The following is a 14,985-nucleotide window of genomic DNA, read 5'->3' on the forward strand; positions in this document are numbered from 1 at the left end:
ACTGTTTGCGCACGGAGAGGTGGGGTAAGATATAGACCGCCCACACCCGCGCCGCCACCCCCCACCCCACCGTCACAAAGGTTATGTTTCTTTACCACCCGCGGTGGGGGGGGGGGGCCCCCCCCCCCCCCACCACGCGTGCCCGTTCACGGAAGGCGGGAACCGCAAGGACATGGACGACGTGTTGGCAACGAGTGGGCGACTCGCGCCACGGATCATGGACGCTCGCTTGAGTGACGAGTCGTTCGCGGCATGGCTGAGTAAACGCTGCTCCGTTTGGGGAACAGACCGCGACGACCTCCTCACCCAGGTCGAAAGCGTCGTACTGATCGCACTCATCGCGACCGCACCCAAGGCAGCCGCCGACGCGGGTGAGGCGGAGTGGCGAGCCAGGGCCCTGGCGAAGCTCCAGCGCCAGGACGACGTGGAGCTCTTCGCCGCGCTTCCCCACCCTCTGCCGGCAGAGCTGGGGCCCCGGGTCGAGCAGCTGCGCCTGATGTCCACGGGCGTGACGTCCGGCTCGGCCGTGCGCTGGCTGCGTCTGGTCGACACGGCCGGCGAGTTCCTGGGCTCCGGGCCGCCGCCCCGGGGATAAGGTCGTGCGCCTGGGACGCGGGGCGATTCATCAGCTCGGGCAGCCGGTGCTGCGCTCAGCCTCAGTGGCCTGGAAGCGGTAGAAGTCGGTGCCGGTCTGGATCAGCGTGCAGCGAAAGGTGATCCGGTCGGCGATGGCCGCGCAGAGGCGGGGCTCGTTGAAGATCGCCTCCCACTCGTTGAACGGGGAGTTCGTGGCGACTGCCCCTGACCGGCCCGGCGCGCAACCTCGCGGTCCACGCCTGCATCGCTCCGCGAGCCGGCCGGTCCGGACCCGGGAGGAAAGGGTCCACGCCGGGATGCGCCGGAGGGGATACTTCGGGAATGTCGCAGATAGATCTCGAGGGCGCCCGGTCGGCGTTGCGTGCCCGGACGCCCACCACGCTGCTGGGGTTGCGGGAGAGCCAGTGGCTGGATGCCAAGGGCGCCCCGTACGAACTGCGTGATCCGGCCAAGGTGGAAGAACTCGCCAAGGACGTCACCGCGTTCGCCAACGGAGGCGGAGGTCTCCTCGTTCTCGGGATCACCACGCGACTGGAGCACGGCGAGGAGGTGCTCGACCGGATCGCTTCCGTGGACCGGTCGGCGGTCGACCTCGATCAGGTGCGCAAGGTGATCCGCGAGCGCGTCACCCCGGCGCCGCGCGGCGTGACCGTCGGCTGGTCCGACGACGAACAGTCCCGGGTGGTCTTCATCGACATCCCGCAGCAGGCGCCGGGCACGGTCTTCGTCGTCGCCGCCCCAGCCGGCAAGCCGGGCCAGGTCCCGGCCCACACCGTTGCCGTCCCGGTGCGTGACGCGGACGGAACCCACTGGCTGCCCCGCACGGAGATCCAGCGCCTGCTGTCCATGGGGATCGCGGCGCTGGGCATGCCCGGCCCCAAGGCCCTGACCGAGCTCGTCCGACAGGCCGTCGCCGATGCGCAGGCGCGGACCTCCGCCCCGGAACTGCGCGTAGGCCAGGGCCTTCCGGCACGTGAGCGGGAGCTGAGCGACGCCTACGAGCAACTGCGCCGCTTGGCGGACCTCGGCCGGCCGACCAGCGAGGCTTACGCCCAGGGCGCAGGCGTGGTGCAGCACTTCGCAGACACGGTCGAGTCCGAACCCGGCTGGGTGCTGTGCCTGGTGGACCGTCAGCCGCCGCTCGTGCTGGCCGAGCCGGTCTGGCAAGCCATGATGGAGGCCGGCCGACGGGACCCGGCAGGCCAGGCGATCCCGGCGGTGGGCTATCCGGCCGTCGACGGCGAGCAACCCCTCGTGCTCGGCCCCGACACCGAGTCCGTGACTCTGGGCGGCGGCAGATGGGGGCCGGGCCGGCTGGTCCGCTCCGGAAGCGGCCTGTGGCGGTGGGAACCACAGATCAGCCTCAGCCTCGACCAGACCCGCGCCGCCCTGAACTGGACGGCCAACCAGCCCGCTCCGCAGCTGCGGTTGAGGGCCCTGGTGAACTGGCCCTGGGCCGACACCGGGGACCTGGAGATCAGCGCGCCGCGCCGCCGTGAGCTGAGGCAGGGACTCCCTTTCAGTGCGCTCGCCGGCGCGGCGACGCTGCTGTCCCGCCGCCGCGGTGCTGAACACCTCGCCGCGCATTGGCAGCCGGGGCCGTATCGAAACGCCCGGGACGCCGCAAGCTATTCGAGCACCGTCACCGCCCCGGACGGCCGCCCAGCACTCACCGCCGCAGCGATGGCAGCCCTGCCCAGCCCCCTCGGGGCGCACGTGGTGACGTGCGCCGAGGCGCTGCTTGAGGACGTCGCGGCATGGGAAGCCACCCTGCCCTCGGACGCCACGACGAGGCTGTCGCTGCAGGAGGTTCAGGCGGTTCTCCTCGCCGCATGGGAGACCGCAGCCGACCTTGTGCCCGCAGCAGCCACCCAGGATCCGGACCAGATGCAGTGGGCAGGAGCTCCCACTGTCGAGCTGCGCTTGAGCGCCGAAGGCCCCTACGACCAGCCACGGCCCGATCTCGGCACAGTGATCGACCTCAGCCCGCTCGGCCCGACCGATCGCGACGTGCTGCCCGAGATGGCGGTCACGATCACCGTTGTCCCCGCCCTGGAGCACAAGGAGCGTCAGGCCCAGCTGCGCCGTGCGCTCACGTACATGGCCCAGAGCTTCGGCTTCGTGGAAGCCGAAGAGGAAATGCTGCTGTAAAGAGAGGGGCAACCTCCCCGGCGCGGCAGTCGATTGGACCAGCATCCGGGCCCCTGTAGCCCCGTCAGGGGGCTTCCCCGAGCCCGGCCAACGGCTGTCCCGGTCGGCCCCATCCCGGGGCACTGCGCCCGACGTCCCGGGTCCCGTCAGGGGCCCGGCCCAGGCCCCGTGCGAAGCCCCCGGCAGGGGGCTTCCCCGCGCACGGCCAGCGGCCGACACCCGACCGTCAGGGGCCCAGCCCCGTGCGGTGCCGGTGGGAGGTGGCGGCCGCCGCGCTGTGGCCCCCATGCTGCGCCCCACCCCTGGCGGGGGCCGACAGGCCCGGTCCGGCACTCGGGTCCCGTCAGGGGACCGGCCCCCGCCCCGTCGAGCCCCCGTCAGGGGGCGTGCCCAGCCGGTCGACGGCCGGCCCGGGTCGGGTGTCCTTGTGCTGGAGGCCGTAGCGGGTCTGTCCGGGGCCGAACTCCCCGCGGTGCAGGGGTGGGGGGCCCTGGTCAACGCCGGCGACGTCGCCGCCGCCCGGATATGAGCCGCCTGCTTCGCGGCTGGCGTGTGGCCGTGCCGGGCGCTGGGCAGCGGCGGCTCGCGGGGTGTATGACGGAGCCTGCTCAGAGCCCGCGGGGCCGACGGCCCCGGCCGACGCGGGCTGAGGTGGCCGGATACGCCTTGGCCTGTCAGTTGCTCGTTGACAACCAGGTTGTTCATGCCGGGCGGGAGCCGCTTCGGGGTGGGCTGTTGGTGGCCCCGGTCTTGGGGAGCGGGGCCACCGGCTCGGCGGACGGCGGGGATCAGCTGTGCCGGGTCAGTGCTGTTGGATCCACCAGATGATCCATCCGGTCGCGCTCGCGCCCAGGGCGCCGGCGGCGCCGCGGACGATGCCGTGGCCCGCCGTACGGGCGAGGGAGCGCAGGCGACGGCGGCGGCCGCCGTCCAGGAGCTGCCGCAGCCGGGCCCGGATCCGGGATCGGATGTGGTGGAACTTGCTGGTGCCTTGGTGATGTCGGGTCGACGCCAGCCGGGCGGTGCCCTTAGGCTCGTTGAACATGCTGATGGTGCCCCCTCCATAGGGGAGTGAGTGTCGGTTTCTTCACTGGGCGGCTCCCTGCGGGAACAGGGGGCCGTCGCCCTTTGTGCGGGCGGCGGCCTGCGCCGCGCCCGGCCCGTCCGTGGGGCCGGGAGTCGTAGGGCCGGGGAGGGCGTGGTTCCCCGGCGGTGCTCACCGCGTGGCCAGCGCCTGGGAGAGCACGGGGACACCGGGGGCGATCCGCAGCGCGGTGCCGGCGGCCCCCTCCGGGGTCAAGGCGGCGGCCGCGGCTTCCCGGTCCTTCTTGTTGATGTTCAGGTCGAACGGCGCGGCGAGCGCCCAGCGGACCCGGGTGCTCTGGCCGGTGGCGGAGGAGCCGTCAAGGAGCTGCTCGGAGACGAACTCGTACAGCAGGCCCTTCGTCTTCAGTTCCGTGATGCCGCGGTTGACGGTCGACGGGGAGACGCCGTACCAGGTCGCGAACTCCCGGTCCTTGTACAGGACGATGGAGCGGCTGCGCATGGCCATGAAGATGAACAGCATCGCCTTCGCCGGCATCGACAGCGACTTGTAGTAGTGCTGCTCCCAGTACGCGAAGGGCACCTTGAAGTAGGTGTCCTTGCGTGTGCCCTCGTCGCTGCCCGACGGAAGCGAGTACGGAGCCCCGGAGCCGTCCTCCAGCAGCTTGGTGATCCGAGTCAGTCGGCCGTCCGGGGCGGTGCTGATCAGCTTCAGCCCCTTCAGCTTCGCCAGGTGCCGGGAGACCGCGGCGCTCGCGGTGCCGTCGGTGGCGAACGAGATCCCCGCCGCGCGGCCCCAGGTCTCCGACCGCGCGGTCACGCCCCAGTCGGCCCTCGCGGTGACGCAGTGGATCAGAAGGAAGAGCTCCAGCCGCTCGGGGCTGCGCAGCAGCTGCGGGAATTTGCCGGGGCGCGTGACCAGGCGGGGGCCGGGGTCGGCGTCCTGGATGAACGCGCGCCGGATGGGGACGGCGCGGCCGGAGCGCTTGGACTGGTCCAGGAGCATCCGTATCGTGTCGTCCCGGCTCACGGCCTTCTGCCGCTGCAGCACGGTGAGTTCAGTGTTCACCGGGTTCCTCCGAGGATGCCCCGGCCTTCAGGCCGGGGAGGAATCGGACTCCTGCGGAGCGGGGCAGGGATGGCCGGATCGCCGTCGGGGCGGTCCGGCGTCCACCCCGCACGGCGGTGACGTCGGCCACGATGATCGAGAGCTCTCGACTGTCGGTCCGCTCGGGTAGGTTCGGATGCATGACGACGGAGGCTGGCACGAAGGACGCCGGGCATGCCCGGTACACCTTCCGTGTGCGCCTGTCGGCTGCCGCGCGGCGCGCACTTGAGGCGGAGTGGGATCGCTGCCGGTGGATCTGGAACGAGTGCGTCGCGAAGTCCCGGCAGGTCCACGTGCAGGGCACAGCGGGTGGCGAGAAGCTGACGTGTGGTCCGGCTCAGCTCGACAAGATGCTGACCGAGGCCCGCGGGGTGACGCCCTGGCTGGCTGAGGGCGCGAGCGTGCCGCAGCAGCAGGTGATTCGGGACTTCGCCAGGTCGAGGGCGAAAGCGCTGAAGGACATCGAGGACCGGTTGCCGATGCACCGGCGGGCCGGGATGCCCAGGTGGAAGAAGAAGGGGGAGGCGCGGCCCAGCCTCAACTACACCAGGCGCGGTTTCCGCCTCAGGGACGGCCGCCTGCACCTCGCGGGCCGGATCGTGGTGACGGTGGTGTGGTCGCGGGACCTTCCGGCCGACCCGTCGAGTGTGCGGGTGCTCCAGGACACGCTCGGGCACTGGTATGTGTCCTTCGTCGTTGCCGCCCAGAGCGAACCGCTCGCCCCGACGGGGCGCGTCCTGGGCGTGGACTGGGGTGTGAAGGAGACCGCCACCACCACGGACGACGCCTACGATCTGCCGCATGCCGGGCACGGCAGGCGGGCCGCGCAGCGGCTGGCGAGGTATCAGCGGATGATGGCCCGGCGGCGGCGTCCGAAGGGACAGCCCGCATCCGCCGGCTACCGCAAGGCCCAGGCACAGGCGGCGAAGCTGCACAAGAAGATCGCGAGGCAGCGCGAGGACACCGGCCGCACGTGGGCCAAGTCCGTGATGCGCGGCCACGATGGGGTTGCGGTGGAGGACTTCAGGCCGAGGTTCCTGGCGAAGACCACCATGGCCCGCAGGGCGGCCGATGCCGCCATCGCCGCGACGAAGCGTGCCCTGTGCGAGATGGGCCGCAAGCACGCACGGGAGGTCCGTCTCGTGCACCCGGTGCACACCACGAGGGACTGTGCCACGTGCGGAGCGAGAACCAAGCACGCACTGCCTCTGTCGATGAGAACGTATGCCTGCACCGCGTGTGGAGCGGTGTCCCCCAGGGACAAGAACTCCGCCCGCGTGATGCTGGTCCGGGCGGGTTGGAACCCGGACGGTGTCGAGGGCGTAAGACCACCGGGGCCGCCGGCTCCGGCGGCGGCCTGAGCCGTAAATCCCCGCTCAGCCCTGGAGGGCGACGCATTCCCCTCCCTTCAGGGAGGGGAGCCTTCAAGTCCCCCATGGTGCGCCTGCGGCCGCACGGGCCGGGCGTCGAATCCTGGTGCGGGCGGCCGGTCCGCCTCCGGCTCAGACCGGGTTATCGGAGAACCTGTAAACACTGTGACGCCACTCGAAAATCACTCTGTACCCAAAGGTCCAGGCAGATGCGTGTTCGGCGAACTTGACCGTTAACATCTCAGATTTTGATCTTTATCGACTCAGGTCTCAACACTTGACTATCTCGTCTCGTGACTCCGTGCTCGGCAGATGACCGGGCGCTCGGGCAGCCGGTCCCAGGGCGCTGCACGTCCTGGGACATCGCTTCGTGCTGCCGGGCGCCTTGTACTTGGCGCTGCGCATCGGCGGGGTTACCGGCCGGCCTCGGGTGAGGCAAGGGCGTTGAGGCGCGGTGCTACGGGGTGTGCGGGGCGGCTCCCCCCTTTGGCGTCCTTGAGACGCGGCACGGGGCCGTGGCGCGCCGCATCCTCGCCCCACCCGTCTCCGGGGCCGCCAGCCCGGGCCCGACCACCCCGGACCCCCTCAGGGGCCCGGCCCCCGCCCCCGTCGAGCCCCCGTCAGGGGGCGTGCCCCTACCGGCCGACGGCCGGCCCCGCATCAGGGGAGGCGGTTGTCGTATACGGCCCCCGTGGGAGCCGGCGGCCGCCGCGCCGTGGTCCCCATGCTGCGCCCCACCCCCGACGGGGGCCGACAGGCCCCGGTCCTGCACCCGGGCAACCCGGGCCCCGTCAGGGGCCCGGCCCTCGCCCGCTCCGGAGACCTGCTCGAGGAGGACGGGCGGACCACCGCCGAAAAGCTCGGGGACGCCGCCCGGTTCGTCCGGCACGACGTCACCTCCGAGGAGGACTGGCGGCGCGTGGGGGCCTACGCGGTCGCCGAGTTCGGCGGCGTCGACGGCCTCGTCAACAACGCGGGCATCTCCGGTGGTTCCCATCTGCTCGAAGAGCAGTCGGCCGACGACTTCCGCCGGATCCTCGACATCAACCTCACCGGCGTCTTCCTCGGCATCCGGACCGTGATCCCGCTGATGAAGGAGCGCGGAGGCGGCTCGATCGTCAACGTCTCCTCGTCGGCGGGCCTGATGGGCCTGGCCATGACCGCCGGTTACGGCGCGGCCAAGTGGGGAGTGCGCGGACTCACCAAGGTCGGCGCGGTGGAGCTGGGCACGGCGAGGATCCGCGTCAACTCCGTGCATCCGGGCATGACCTACACCCCGATGACCGCCCACGTCGGCATCGAGCGGGGCGAGGGCAGGTACCCGAACACCCCCATGGGCCGGGTCGGCGAGCCTCCGGAGGTCGCGGAGGCGGTCGCCTTCCTCCTTTCGGACGCCGCCTCGTACGTCACCGGCGCCGAACTGGCCGTCGACGGCGGATGGACCGCGGGGCCGACGGTCCAGCGGCTGATCGGTCGGTGATGCTCTGCATCGGCGCACGTGGAAGGGGCGGCTCTCCGAAGTGGCGCGGCGCGACTGAGAAGACCGGCAGGCAGGCCGGCCGCAGCTCGCGCACCCGCTCCCGCAGGATCGTCAGCCCCCGAAGGCGCCGAGTGGTCCTTGCCGATGCCCGCGACAACGCCGCCGCAGGGGTGCGCGCGGCGGCGTGCGGCTGTGATCCGGGTGGCTCATGCGAAGGTCACCTCGGCGCCGGCGTGCCGGGTCTCGCGGCGGGTGGCGATGTGCAGTTCGGCCTGCCCGCCGAAGGGGTGCCGTCCGCCAGGAGGTGCTCGCCGACGAACACCGGCCGGTGCAGCCGGTACGGCAACGACCATGCCGTTGTCGGCGTCGTCGAACTGCTGGTGCTCGGTGATGTCGCATCCGTGTCCGAGCAGGAACGACGTCACGGCGTGGAGGATGCCGGGGCGCTCGGGGCAGCTGAGGGTGAGGACGAACTGGTCGCGGTGATGGCCTTGAGGGAGGCCACCGCGTTGCGTTCGATGCAGGGGATCTGGACCAGGCCGCCGACCGGGTCAGTCCATAGGAATCCTAAAGATCAGCAGCATTAATCGTTGATGGACGTCACCGGTGAGGCTGCTCCACGATGACGCACAGATAGCTGATCGGCATCATCCCGTACTGACAGCCCCGCCACCCCTGGAAACGGAGCGTCCGAGTCCGAGAGGGTGGCCCCTGGAAGGGAGTGGCCCGTTGTCGTCCTCCGCCTTCCGCACCGTTCCCGCCTCCGCCGATGTCGTGATCGTCGGTGGCGGTGTGATGGGTGTGAGCACCGCGTTCCACCTCGCTGAGGCCGGGGTGCGGAACATCGTCGTCGTCGAGCGCGGCGAGCTCGGCTGCGGCAGCTCCGGCAAACCGATCGGAGGAGTTCGCGCCCAGTTCTCCGACCCGCTCAACATCGAACTGGGCAACCGCAGCCTGCGCGCCTACCGGGACTTCCCCCACCGTCCCGGCGCCGACATCCGGCTCGACACCGTCGGCTACCTCTTTCTGCTCGACAGCGATCGGCAGGTGAGCGACTTCGCGGCCGGCGTCGAGCTGCAGAACGGCCTGGGCGTGCCGAGCCGCGTGATCAGCCCCGACGAGGCCGGGCGCCTGTGCCCCTATGTCAGCACCGACGGCCTCGTGGCCGCCGTGTACTCCCCGGCCGACGGACACGCCCGCCCTGGACTGGTCGTCCAGGGATACGCGCGGGCCGCGGCCCACGCCGGCGTCACCATCGCCACCCACACCGCGGTCTGCGGCATCGACACGGCCGGCGATCGCATCACCGGTGTGCACACCGACCAGGGCCGCATCGCGTGCTCCACCGTCATCTGCGCGGCAGGCGCCTGGTCGGCGCGGATCGGCGACATGGTCGGCGTCGACCTTCCGGTCCGGCCCGTCCGACGGCAACTGGCGTTCACGGCGCCGCTGACACCGCCCGCCCCGCGCATCCCGTTCACCATCGACTTCTCCTCGACCGCCTACTTCCACAACAGCGACGACGGACTGCTCTTCGGCCTGGCCGACCCCGACCAGGAGGAAGGGTTCGACACCACCTGGACCCCTCACTGGCTGGAGCTGTTCCGCACCGCCGCCCGCCATCGCGCCCCGGCCCTGGCCGACATGAGGACCGTCGGCGGCTGGGCGGGCCTGTACGAGGTCACGCCCGACCACAACGCGCTGATCGGCCGCTCCGCTGAGCTGCCGGGCTTCCTGTACGCCACCGGGTTCTCCGGTCACGGCTTCCTGCAGGCGCCCGCGGTCGGTGAGGTCATGCGCGACCTGTACCTGGAGCGCGAGCCGTTCACCGACATCTCCCCGCTCGGGGCCGACCGGTTCCGCCACGGCGCCGAGATCCGCCCCGAGGCGCACGTGGTGTGAACCCCGATCGAAAGGCCGAACCATGTCGACGATCAGTCAGTGGCAGCTGCGGGCCGCGTTCGCCGCGCGGTTGTCGGAGATGTACGGGCAGGAGGTTCCCGCCTACACCACGCTGGTGGACGTCTCGCGCGAGGTCAACGCGGACGTCCTGCGCGCGCGGGGGGCCGACGCCGAACGCCTCGGCTCCATCGGCAGGGTGACCGCCGAGCGGCACGGCGCCATCCGCGTCGGCACACCGCGGGAACTGCACCAGGTCGCCCGCGTCTTCGCCGCCCTCGGCATGCACCCGGTCGGCTTCTACGACCTGCGGGAGGCAGCCGCCAGCGCCGTCCCCGTCGTATCCACCGCCTTCCGGCCCATCGACGGCGAGGAACTGGCACGCAACCCCTTCCGGGTGTTCACCTCGATGCTCACCCCCGCTGACCCCCGTTTCTTCGACGCCGATCTGCGCTCGCGCCTGGAGAACTTCCTCGCGGGCCGCGAACTCTTTCCCCCGGAACTGCTCGCGCTGGCCGACCGGTCCGAAGCCGACAGGGAACTGCCGGCGGACGACGCCGAGCGCTTCCTGCAACTCGCCGTCGCCGCTTTCGAGTTGTCCAGCGAGCCGGTCGACAAGGCGTGGTACGAGACCCTGGAGCGGATCTCCGCCGTCGCCGCGGACATCGGCGGCGTACGCAGCACGCACATCAACCACCTCACCCCGCGCGTCCTGGACATCGACGAGCTGTACCGCCGTATGACCGAACGCGGCATCGAGATGATCGACACCATCCAGGGCCCGCCGGCCTGGAAGGGCCCCGATGTGCTGCTGCGGCAGACCTCCTTCCGGGCCCTGGCCGAGCCCCGCGCCATGCGCCTCGCGGACGGCGGCGTCGAAGACGGCGCGCTGCGCGTGCGCTTCGGCGAGGTCGAGGCCCGCGGCATCGCCCTCACCCGCGAGGGCCGCGCCCTGTACGACGAACTCCTCGGCCGCGTCGACGAGCAGGCGTCTCTGAACCCCTCGGAAGCCCGCAGCGACATCGCGCGCGGCGTGTGGGAGCGGCACATGCCGGCCGGCGAGCAGGAACTCGCCGCGAAGGGGCTGGCCTACTTCTCCTACCGGCTCGCGGACGAACGCCCCCGCGACGGCAGCAAGCCGCCCACCGGCATCAGCCAACTGGTACAGCAGGGCTGGGTACACGCCGAGCCGATCGTCTACGAGGACTTCCTGCCCCGCTCCGCCGCCGGCATCTTCCAGTCCAACCTCAGCGGCGAGGGCACCCGCGACAACGACCAGCAGGGCACCGCCTACGACGCCGGCCGGCTCTCCGGCGCCATCGGCCGCGAGGTCCTGGACCCGTTCGACCTCTACGCACAGCAGCAGGACCGCTCCCTCGCCCGAGTCGCCCGGGAACTCGGCATCACCGGCACCCTCCGCTGACCCCTCAGGACTTCAAGGATCACCATGACCAACATCGCACTGCCCACCACGGACGACCTGCGCGCCCGCGCCCGTGCCGCCCTTCGGAACATCGGCGTCGCCGTGCCCGAGGGCACCGACTTCCACGCCCGCACGCCCCTGACCGGCGAGCACCTCTTCGGCCTGCCGGCCGCGACCGACGCGGACACCGAAGAGGCCATCGCAGCCGCCCGTGCGGCCTTCCTCACCTGGCGCACCACGCCCGCCCCGCGCCGCGGCGAACTCGTGCGCCGCCTCGGCGAGTTGCTGCGCGAGCACAAGGGCGACCTGGCCGGCCTCGTCACCATCGAGGCGGGCAAGATCCGCTCCGAGGCGCTCGGCGAGATCCAGGAGATGATCGACATCTGCGACTTCGCGGTCGGCCTGTCCCGCCAGCTGTACGGCCGTACGATCGCCTCCGAACGCCCCGGCCACCGCCTGGCCGAGACCTGGCACCCCCTTGGCGTGGTCGGTGTCATCTCCGCCTTCAACTTCCCCGCCGCCGTGTGGTCCTGGAACACCGCCGTCGCCCTCGTCTGCGGTGACACCGTGGTCTGGAAGCCCTCGGAACTCACCCCGCTGATCTCCCTGGCGTGCCACCACCTGCTGGCCCGCGCCGCAGACGAGGTCGGGGCACCCCGCGATGTGCACCGCCTCCTGCTCGGTGACCGCGCGGTCGGCGAGAAGCTCGTGGACGACCCCCGCGTCGCCCTCGTCAGTGCCACCGGCTCCACCCGCATGGGCCGCGAGGTCGGCCCCCGCGTCGCCGCCCGCTTCGGCCGCTCCCTGCTGGAACTCGGCGGCAACAACGCGGCGATCGTCACCCCGTCCGCCGACCTCGACCTCGCCGTGCCCGCCATCGTCTTCGCCGCGGCCGGCACCGCGGGGCAGCGCTGCACCACCCTGCGCCGCCTCATCGTCCACCGCGACGTCGCCGACACCCTCGTCGAGCGGCTGACCGCCGCCTACAACAAGCTGGCCATCGGCAATCCCTTCGACGACACCACCCTGGTCGGCCCGCTCATCTCCACCACGGCTCTCGACGCCATGCACGACGCCCTGACCCGGGTCCAGGCCCAGGGCGGCAAGATCCTGGCCGGCGGCAACCGGCGCCTGGCCGGGGCCGCACCCGCGGCCGCCTACACCGAGCCCGTCCTCGTCCGCGTCCCCGAACAGACCGACGTCGTACGGCAGGAGACCTTCGCCCCCATCTTGTACGTCCTCACCTACGACACCCTCGACGAGGCGATCGCCCTGCACAACGACGTCCCCCAGGGCCTGTCGTCCAGCATCTTCACCCGCGACCAGCAGGAAGCCGAGATCTTCCTGTCCTCCGCCGGCTCCGACTGCGGTATCGCCAACGTCAACATCGGCACCTCCGGAGCCGAGATCGGGGGCGCGTTCGGCGGCGAGAAGGACACCGGCGGCGGCCGCGAGTCCGGCTCCGACGCCTGGAAGTCCTACATGCGCTCGGCCACCAACACCATCAACTACTCCAGCGAACTCAACCTCGCCCAGGGCGTCAGCTTCCTCTGACGAGACCCCTCGAAACAGGCGAACGCTCCACTGGGGTGGGATGCCGATCCCCGATGACCCACCCCAGCCGGGTTCGTCGGCGACACGAGCCACGCCCGCGACGGGTCACTCGGCCGCGGCGAGCACCCGTGCCTCCGTCCCGTGGCCAGGTGTATGGCCAACATCACACCCACTGACATACCTACCGGTCGGTACCCTGCGGCGAAGCCGTGAGCGACAGGAGGCGCGATGTCTGCGACCAACCGCCAGATCCGTCTGGCAGCCCGACCCGTGGGCGAGGTCAAACCCGAGGACTGGCAGCACTGTTCGGGGCCCGTCGACGAGCCGGGCCCGGGCCGGTTCGCGGGCCGGACGCGCGTCATCTCCCTGGACCCGGCGATGCGGGGCTGGCTGGACGACCGTCCCTCCTATCTGCCTCCGGTCGGCATCGGCGAGGTGATGCGCGCCGGATCAGTCATCGAGATCACCGCATCCAACCACCCCGACTTCCAGCCGGGCGATCACGTGGTCGGCACGTTCGGCGTCCAGGAGTACGTGGTCTCCGACGGCAAGGGCGCCATGAAGATCGACACCTCCCTCGCCCCGCCCTCCACGTATCTCGGTGCGCTGGGCATGCCCGGCATGACCGCCTACTTCGGCCTGCTGGACGTCGGGTTTCTGAAGGACGGCGAGACCGTCGTGGTGTCGGGGGCGGCCGGGGCGGTCGGCAGTATCGCCGGTCAGATCGCGAAGGCCAAGGGCTGCAGGGTCGTCGGCATCGCCGGCGGACCGGAGAAGTGCGCCATGCTCATCGACGAGCTGGGATTCGACGCGGCGATCGACTACCGCGCCGAGGACGTCAGGAAGGCGCTGCGCCGGGAGGCCCCCGACGGCATCGACGTCTACTTCGACAATGTCGGAGGGGACATCCTCGACGCGGCCCTGACGCGACTGGCGATGCACGCACGAGTCGTGGTCTGCGGTGCGATCAGCCAGTACAACAACGCCACGCCGGTCAAGGGCCCGTCCAACTACCTGTCGCTGCTGGTGCGCCGCGCCCGCATGGAGGGCTTCGTCGTCTTCGACTACGCCAAGCGCTACGCGCAGGCCGCGCAGGACATCTCCGCCTGGATCGCTGCCGGTCGCATCAAGGTGAAGGAACACGTGGTGAGGGGGAGCGTGGACGACTTCCCCGAGACACTGCAGATGCTCTTCCGCGGGGAGAACGTCGGCAAGCTCGTCCTGGAGCTGGCATGACCACCATCGAGAGCCTCGCCGCAGCCCGGCCGGGACAGACGGACGGCGCCGCGCTCCAGGGCAAGGTGGCCATCGTCACCGGCGGTGCCAGTGGACTGGGCCGGGCCACGGCACTGACGCTGGCGAAGGCGGGGGCACGCGTGGTCGTCGCGGATCTCGACGCCCGAGGCGGCCGCGAAGTGGCCGACATGATTGGCGGCCATTTCCGCGCCTGTGACGTCTCCGACCCGGACGCCAACCGTGCGCTGGTGGACTTCACCCGGGAGACCTGCGGTGGCGTCGACATCGCGTTGCTCAACGCGGGGGTGGCGACCGGATGCGGCCTCGGTGAGGACTTCGACCTGGCCCGCTACCGTCGCGCGATGGGAGCCAACCTCGACGGCGTGGTCTTCGGCACCCATGCGCTGCTGCCCGCGCTGCGGGCCCGCGGTGGCGGGGTGATCGTGGCGACCGCGTCGCTGGCGGGCCTGGCGGCCGTACCGCTCGATCCGCTGTACGCGGCCAACAAGCACGCGGTCGTCGGACTCGCTCGCTCCCTGGGGCCGGCTCTCGCGCCGGACAATGTGCGGTTCAACGCCGTCTGCCCCGGGTTCGCCGAGTCGCGGATCATCGATCCGCTGCGCGACATGCTCTCCGAGCAGTCGATGCCGATCATCCCGGCTCAGGTCGTGGCGGACACGGTGCTGCGGATCGTCACCGGCGACGGCACCGGGGAGTGCTGGTTCATCCAGGCCGGCCGCGACCCGGAGCCGTTCCGTTTCCGCACCGTCCCCGGCCCGGGCAAGCTCGTCGGCACATGACCCAGCGCGGTCGGCACAGTGTCGTCGGCCGTCTGGTTGCCGACGGTGAGCCGGAGTCCCTCGCCGGGGTGGTGGCGGGTGGCGTGCCCGGAGTCGACACGCCCGCGGACGTCACGAAGGGGCCGTCCCAGACGAAGATCGGCTCGGTGTCCACCGTCACATCCGTATAGCGGCACGCCATCAAGGAGGCCCGCCTCGGCCGGCAGAAAGGAACCGCCGCATACGGAGGCGGGCCCTGCGCGAGCGGGCCGCCGCCCGGAGCGTGTCGATCGGGCCCCGCCCCGCTTCCTCCGGCGAGGCCTCCACCACGACCCCGAACTCAT

General features: G+C 71.4%; 14 protein-coding genes and 1 pseudogene. 10 read left to right on the forward strand and 5 right to left on the reverse strand.

Annotation, left to right across the window (positions count from 1 at the left end):
• The first annotated feature begins 229 nt into the window (after window positions 1–229).
• Entirely contained in the window at window positions 230–595 is a 366-nt protein-coding gene (locus ACIBJF_RS34195) for a hypothetical protein (protein ID WP_399179636.1), read from the forward strand.
• Window positions 596–625: 30 nt separating this feature from the next.
• On the opposite strand, the gene ACIBJF_RS34200 is transcribed toward ACIBJF_RS34195, so the two are convergent.
• The gene (locus ACIBJF_RS34200) at window positions 626–895 is read right to left on the reverse strand and encodes an ATP-binding protein (RefSeq protein WP_399179733.1); all 270 of its coding nucleotides are present in this window, start codon (window positions 893–895) and stop codon (window positions 626–628) included.
• 23 nt (window positions 896–918) lie between these two features.
• Between ACIBJF_RS34200 and ACIBJF_RS34205 the strand changes: the two genes are divergently transcribed.
• Window positions 919–2,748, forward strand: a complete 1,830-nt coding sequence (locus ACIBJF_RS34205; RefSeq protein WP_399179638.1) for an RNA-binding domain-containing protein — start codon at window positions 919–921, stop codon at window positions 2,746–2,748.
• An 802-nt stretch (window positions 2,749–3,550) separates the two neighbouring features.
• Here the strand turns inward: ACIBJF_RS34205 and ACIBJF_RS34210 are convergent.
• Together ACIBJF_RS34210 and ACIBJF_RS34215 are read right to left on the reverse strand one after the other, a co-directional pair.
• Window positions 3,551–3,793: a hypothetical protein gene (locus ACIBJF_RS34210; RefSeq protein ID WP_399179640.1), complete on the reverse strand. Its 243-nt coding sequence runs from the start codon at window positions 3,791–3,793 to the stop codon at window positions 3,551–3,553.
• Between the two features lie 171 nt (window positions 3,794–3,964).
• Complete coding sequence (locus ACIBJF_RS34215) at window positions 3,965–4,861, reverse strand: hypothetical protein (RefSeq protein ID WP_399179642.1); 897 nt, start codon at window positions 4,859–4,861, stop codon at window positions 3,965–3,967.
• Window positions 4,862–5,040: 179 nt separating this feature from the next.
• On the opposite strand from ACIBJF_RS34215, the gene ACIBJF_RS34220 reads away from it, so the two are divergent.
• Entirely contained in the window at window positions 5,041–6,261 is a 1,221-nt protein-coding gene (locus ACIBJF_RS34220; protein ID WP_399179643.1) for an RNA-guided endonuclease InsQ/TnpB family protein, read from the forward strand.
• A 700-nt stretch (window positions 6,262–6,961) separates the two neighbouring features.
• The gene (locus tag ACIBJF_RS34225) at window positions 6,962–7,750 is read left to right on the forward strand and encodes an SDR family oxidoreductase (protein ID WP_399179645.1); all 789 of its coding nucleotides are present in this window, start codon (window positions 6,962–6,964) and stop codon (window positions 7,748–7,750) included.
• A 206-nt stretch (window positions 7,751–7,956) separates the two neighbouring features.
• Here ACIBJF_RS34225 and ACIBJF_RS34230 read toward each other — a convergent pair whose 3' ends face one another.
• Complete coding sequence (locus tag ACIBJF_RS34230) at window positions 7,957–8,175, reverse strand: hypothetical protein (protein ID WP_399179646.1); 219 nt, start codon at window positions 8,173–8,175, stop codon at window positions 7,957–7,959.
• A 53-nt stretch (window positions 8,176–8,228) separates the two neighbouring features.
• Window positions 8,229–8,312, reverse strand: a pseudogene (locus ACIBJF_RS34235) (L-serine ammonia-lyase, iron-sulfur-dependent, subunit alpha); the annotation flags it as partial.
• A 167-nt stretch (window positions 8,313–8,479) separates the two neighbouring features.
• On the opposite strand from ACIBJF_RS34235, the gene ACIBJF_RS34240 reads away from it, so the two are divergent.
• From ACIBJF_RS34240 to ACIBJF_RS34265, 6 genes are all read left to right on the forward strand, one after another.
• Window positions 8,480–9,652, forward strand: a complete 1,173-nt coding sequence (locus tag ACIBJF_RS34240; protein WP_399179648.1) for an NAD(P)/FAD-dependent oxidoreductase — start codon at window positions 8,480–8,482, stop codon at window positions 9,650–9,652.
• Between the two features lie 22 nt (window positions 9,653–9,674).
• Window positions 9,675–11,072 (forward strand): 2-oxoadipate dioxygenase/decarboxylase family protein, encoded by a 1,398-nt coding sequence (locus ACIBJF_RS34245; protein ID WP_399179650.1) that lies wholly within the window; start codon window positions 9,675–9,677, stop codon window positions 11,070–11,072.
• Between the two features lie 24 nt (window positions 11,073–11,096).
• A complete protein-coding gene (locus ACIBJF_RS34250) occupies window positions 11,097–12,626 on the forward strand; it encodes an aldehyde dehydrogenase family protein (RefSeq protein ID WP_399179652.1) in 1,530 nt (509 codons plus the stop codon).
• A 228-nt stretch (window positions 12,627–12,854) separates the two neighbouring features.
• The gene (locus tag ACIBJF_RS34255) at window positions 12,855–13,862 is read left to right on the forward strand and encodes an NADP-dependent oxidoreductase (protein WP_399179653.1); all 1,008 of its coding nucleotides are present in this window, start codon (window positions 12,855–12,857) and stop codon (window positions 13,860–13,862) included.
• Window positions 13,859–14,662 carry an SDR family NAD(P)-dependent oxidoreductase gene (locus ACIBJF_RS34260; RefSeq protein WP_399179655.1) on the forward strand — a complete coding sequence of 268 codons (804 nt, stop codon included), beginning with the start codon at window positions 13,859–13,861 and terminating at the stop codon, window positions 14,660–14,662. The genes ACIBJF_RS34255 and ACIBJF_RS34260 overlap by 4 nt, the downstream gene beginning before the upstream one ends.
• Entirely contained in the window at window positions 14,659–14,832 is a 174-nt protein-coding gene (locus tag ACIBJF_RS34265; RefSeq protein ID WP_399179657.1) for a hypothetical protein, read from the forward strand. The genes ACIBJF_RS34260 and ACIBJF_RS34265 overlap by 4 nt, the downstream gene beginning before the upstream one ends.
• The last annotated feature ends 153 nt before the right edge of the window (window positions 14,833–14,985 follow it).

Source organism: Streptomyces sp. NPDC050743 (assembly GCF_044456925.1).
Taxonomy (GTDB): Bacteria; Actinomycetota; Actinomycetes; order Streptomycetales; family Streptomycetaceae; genus Streptomyces.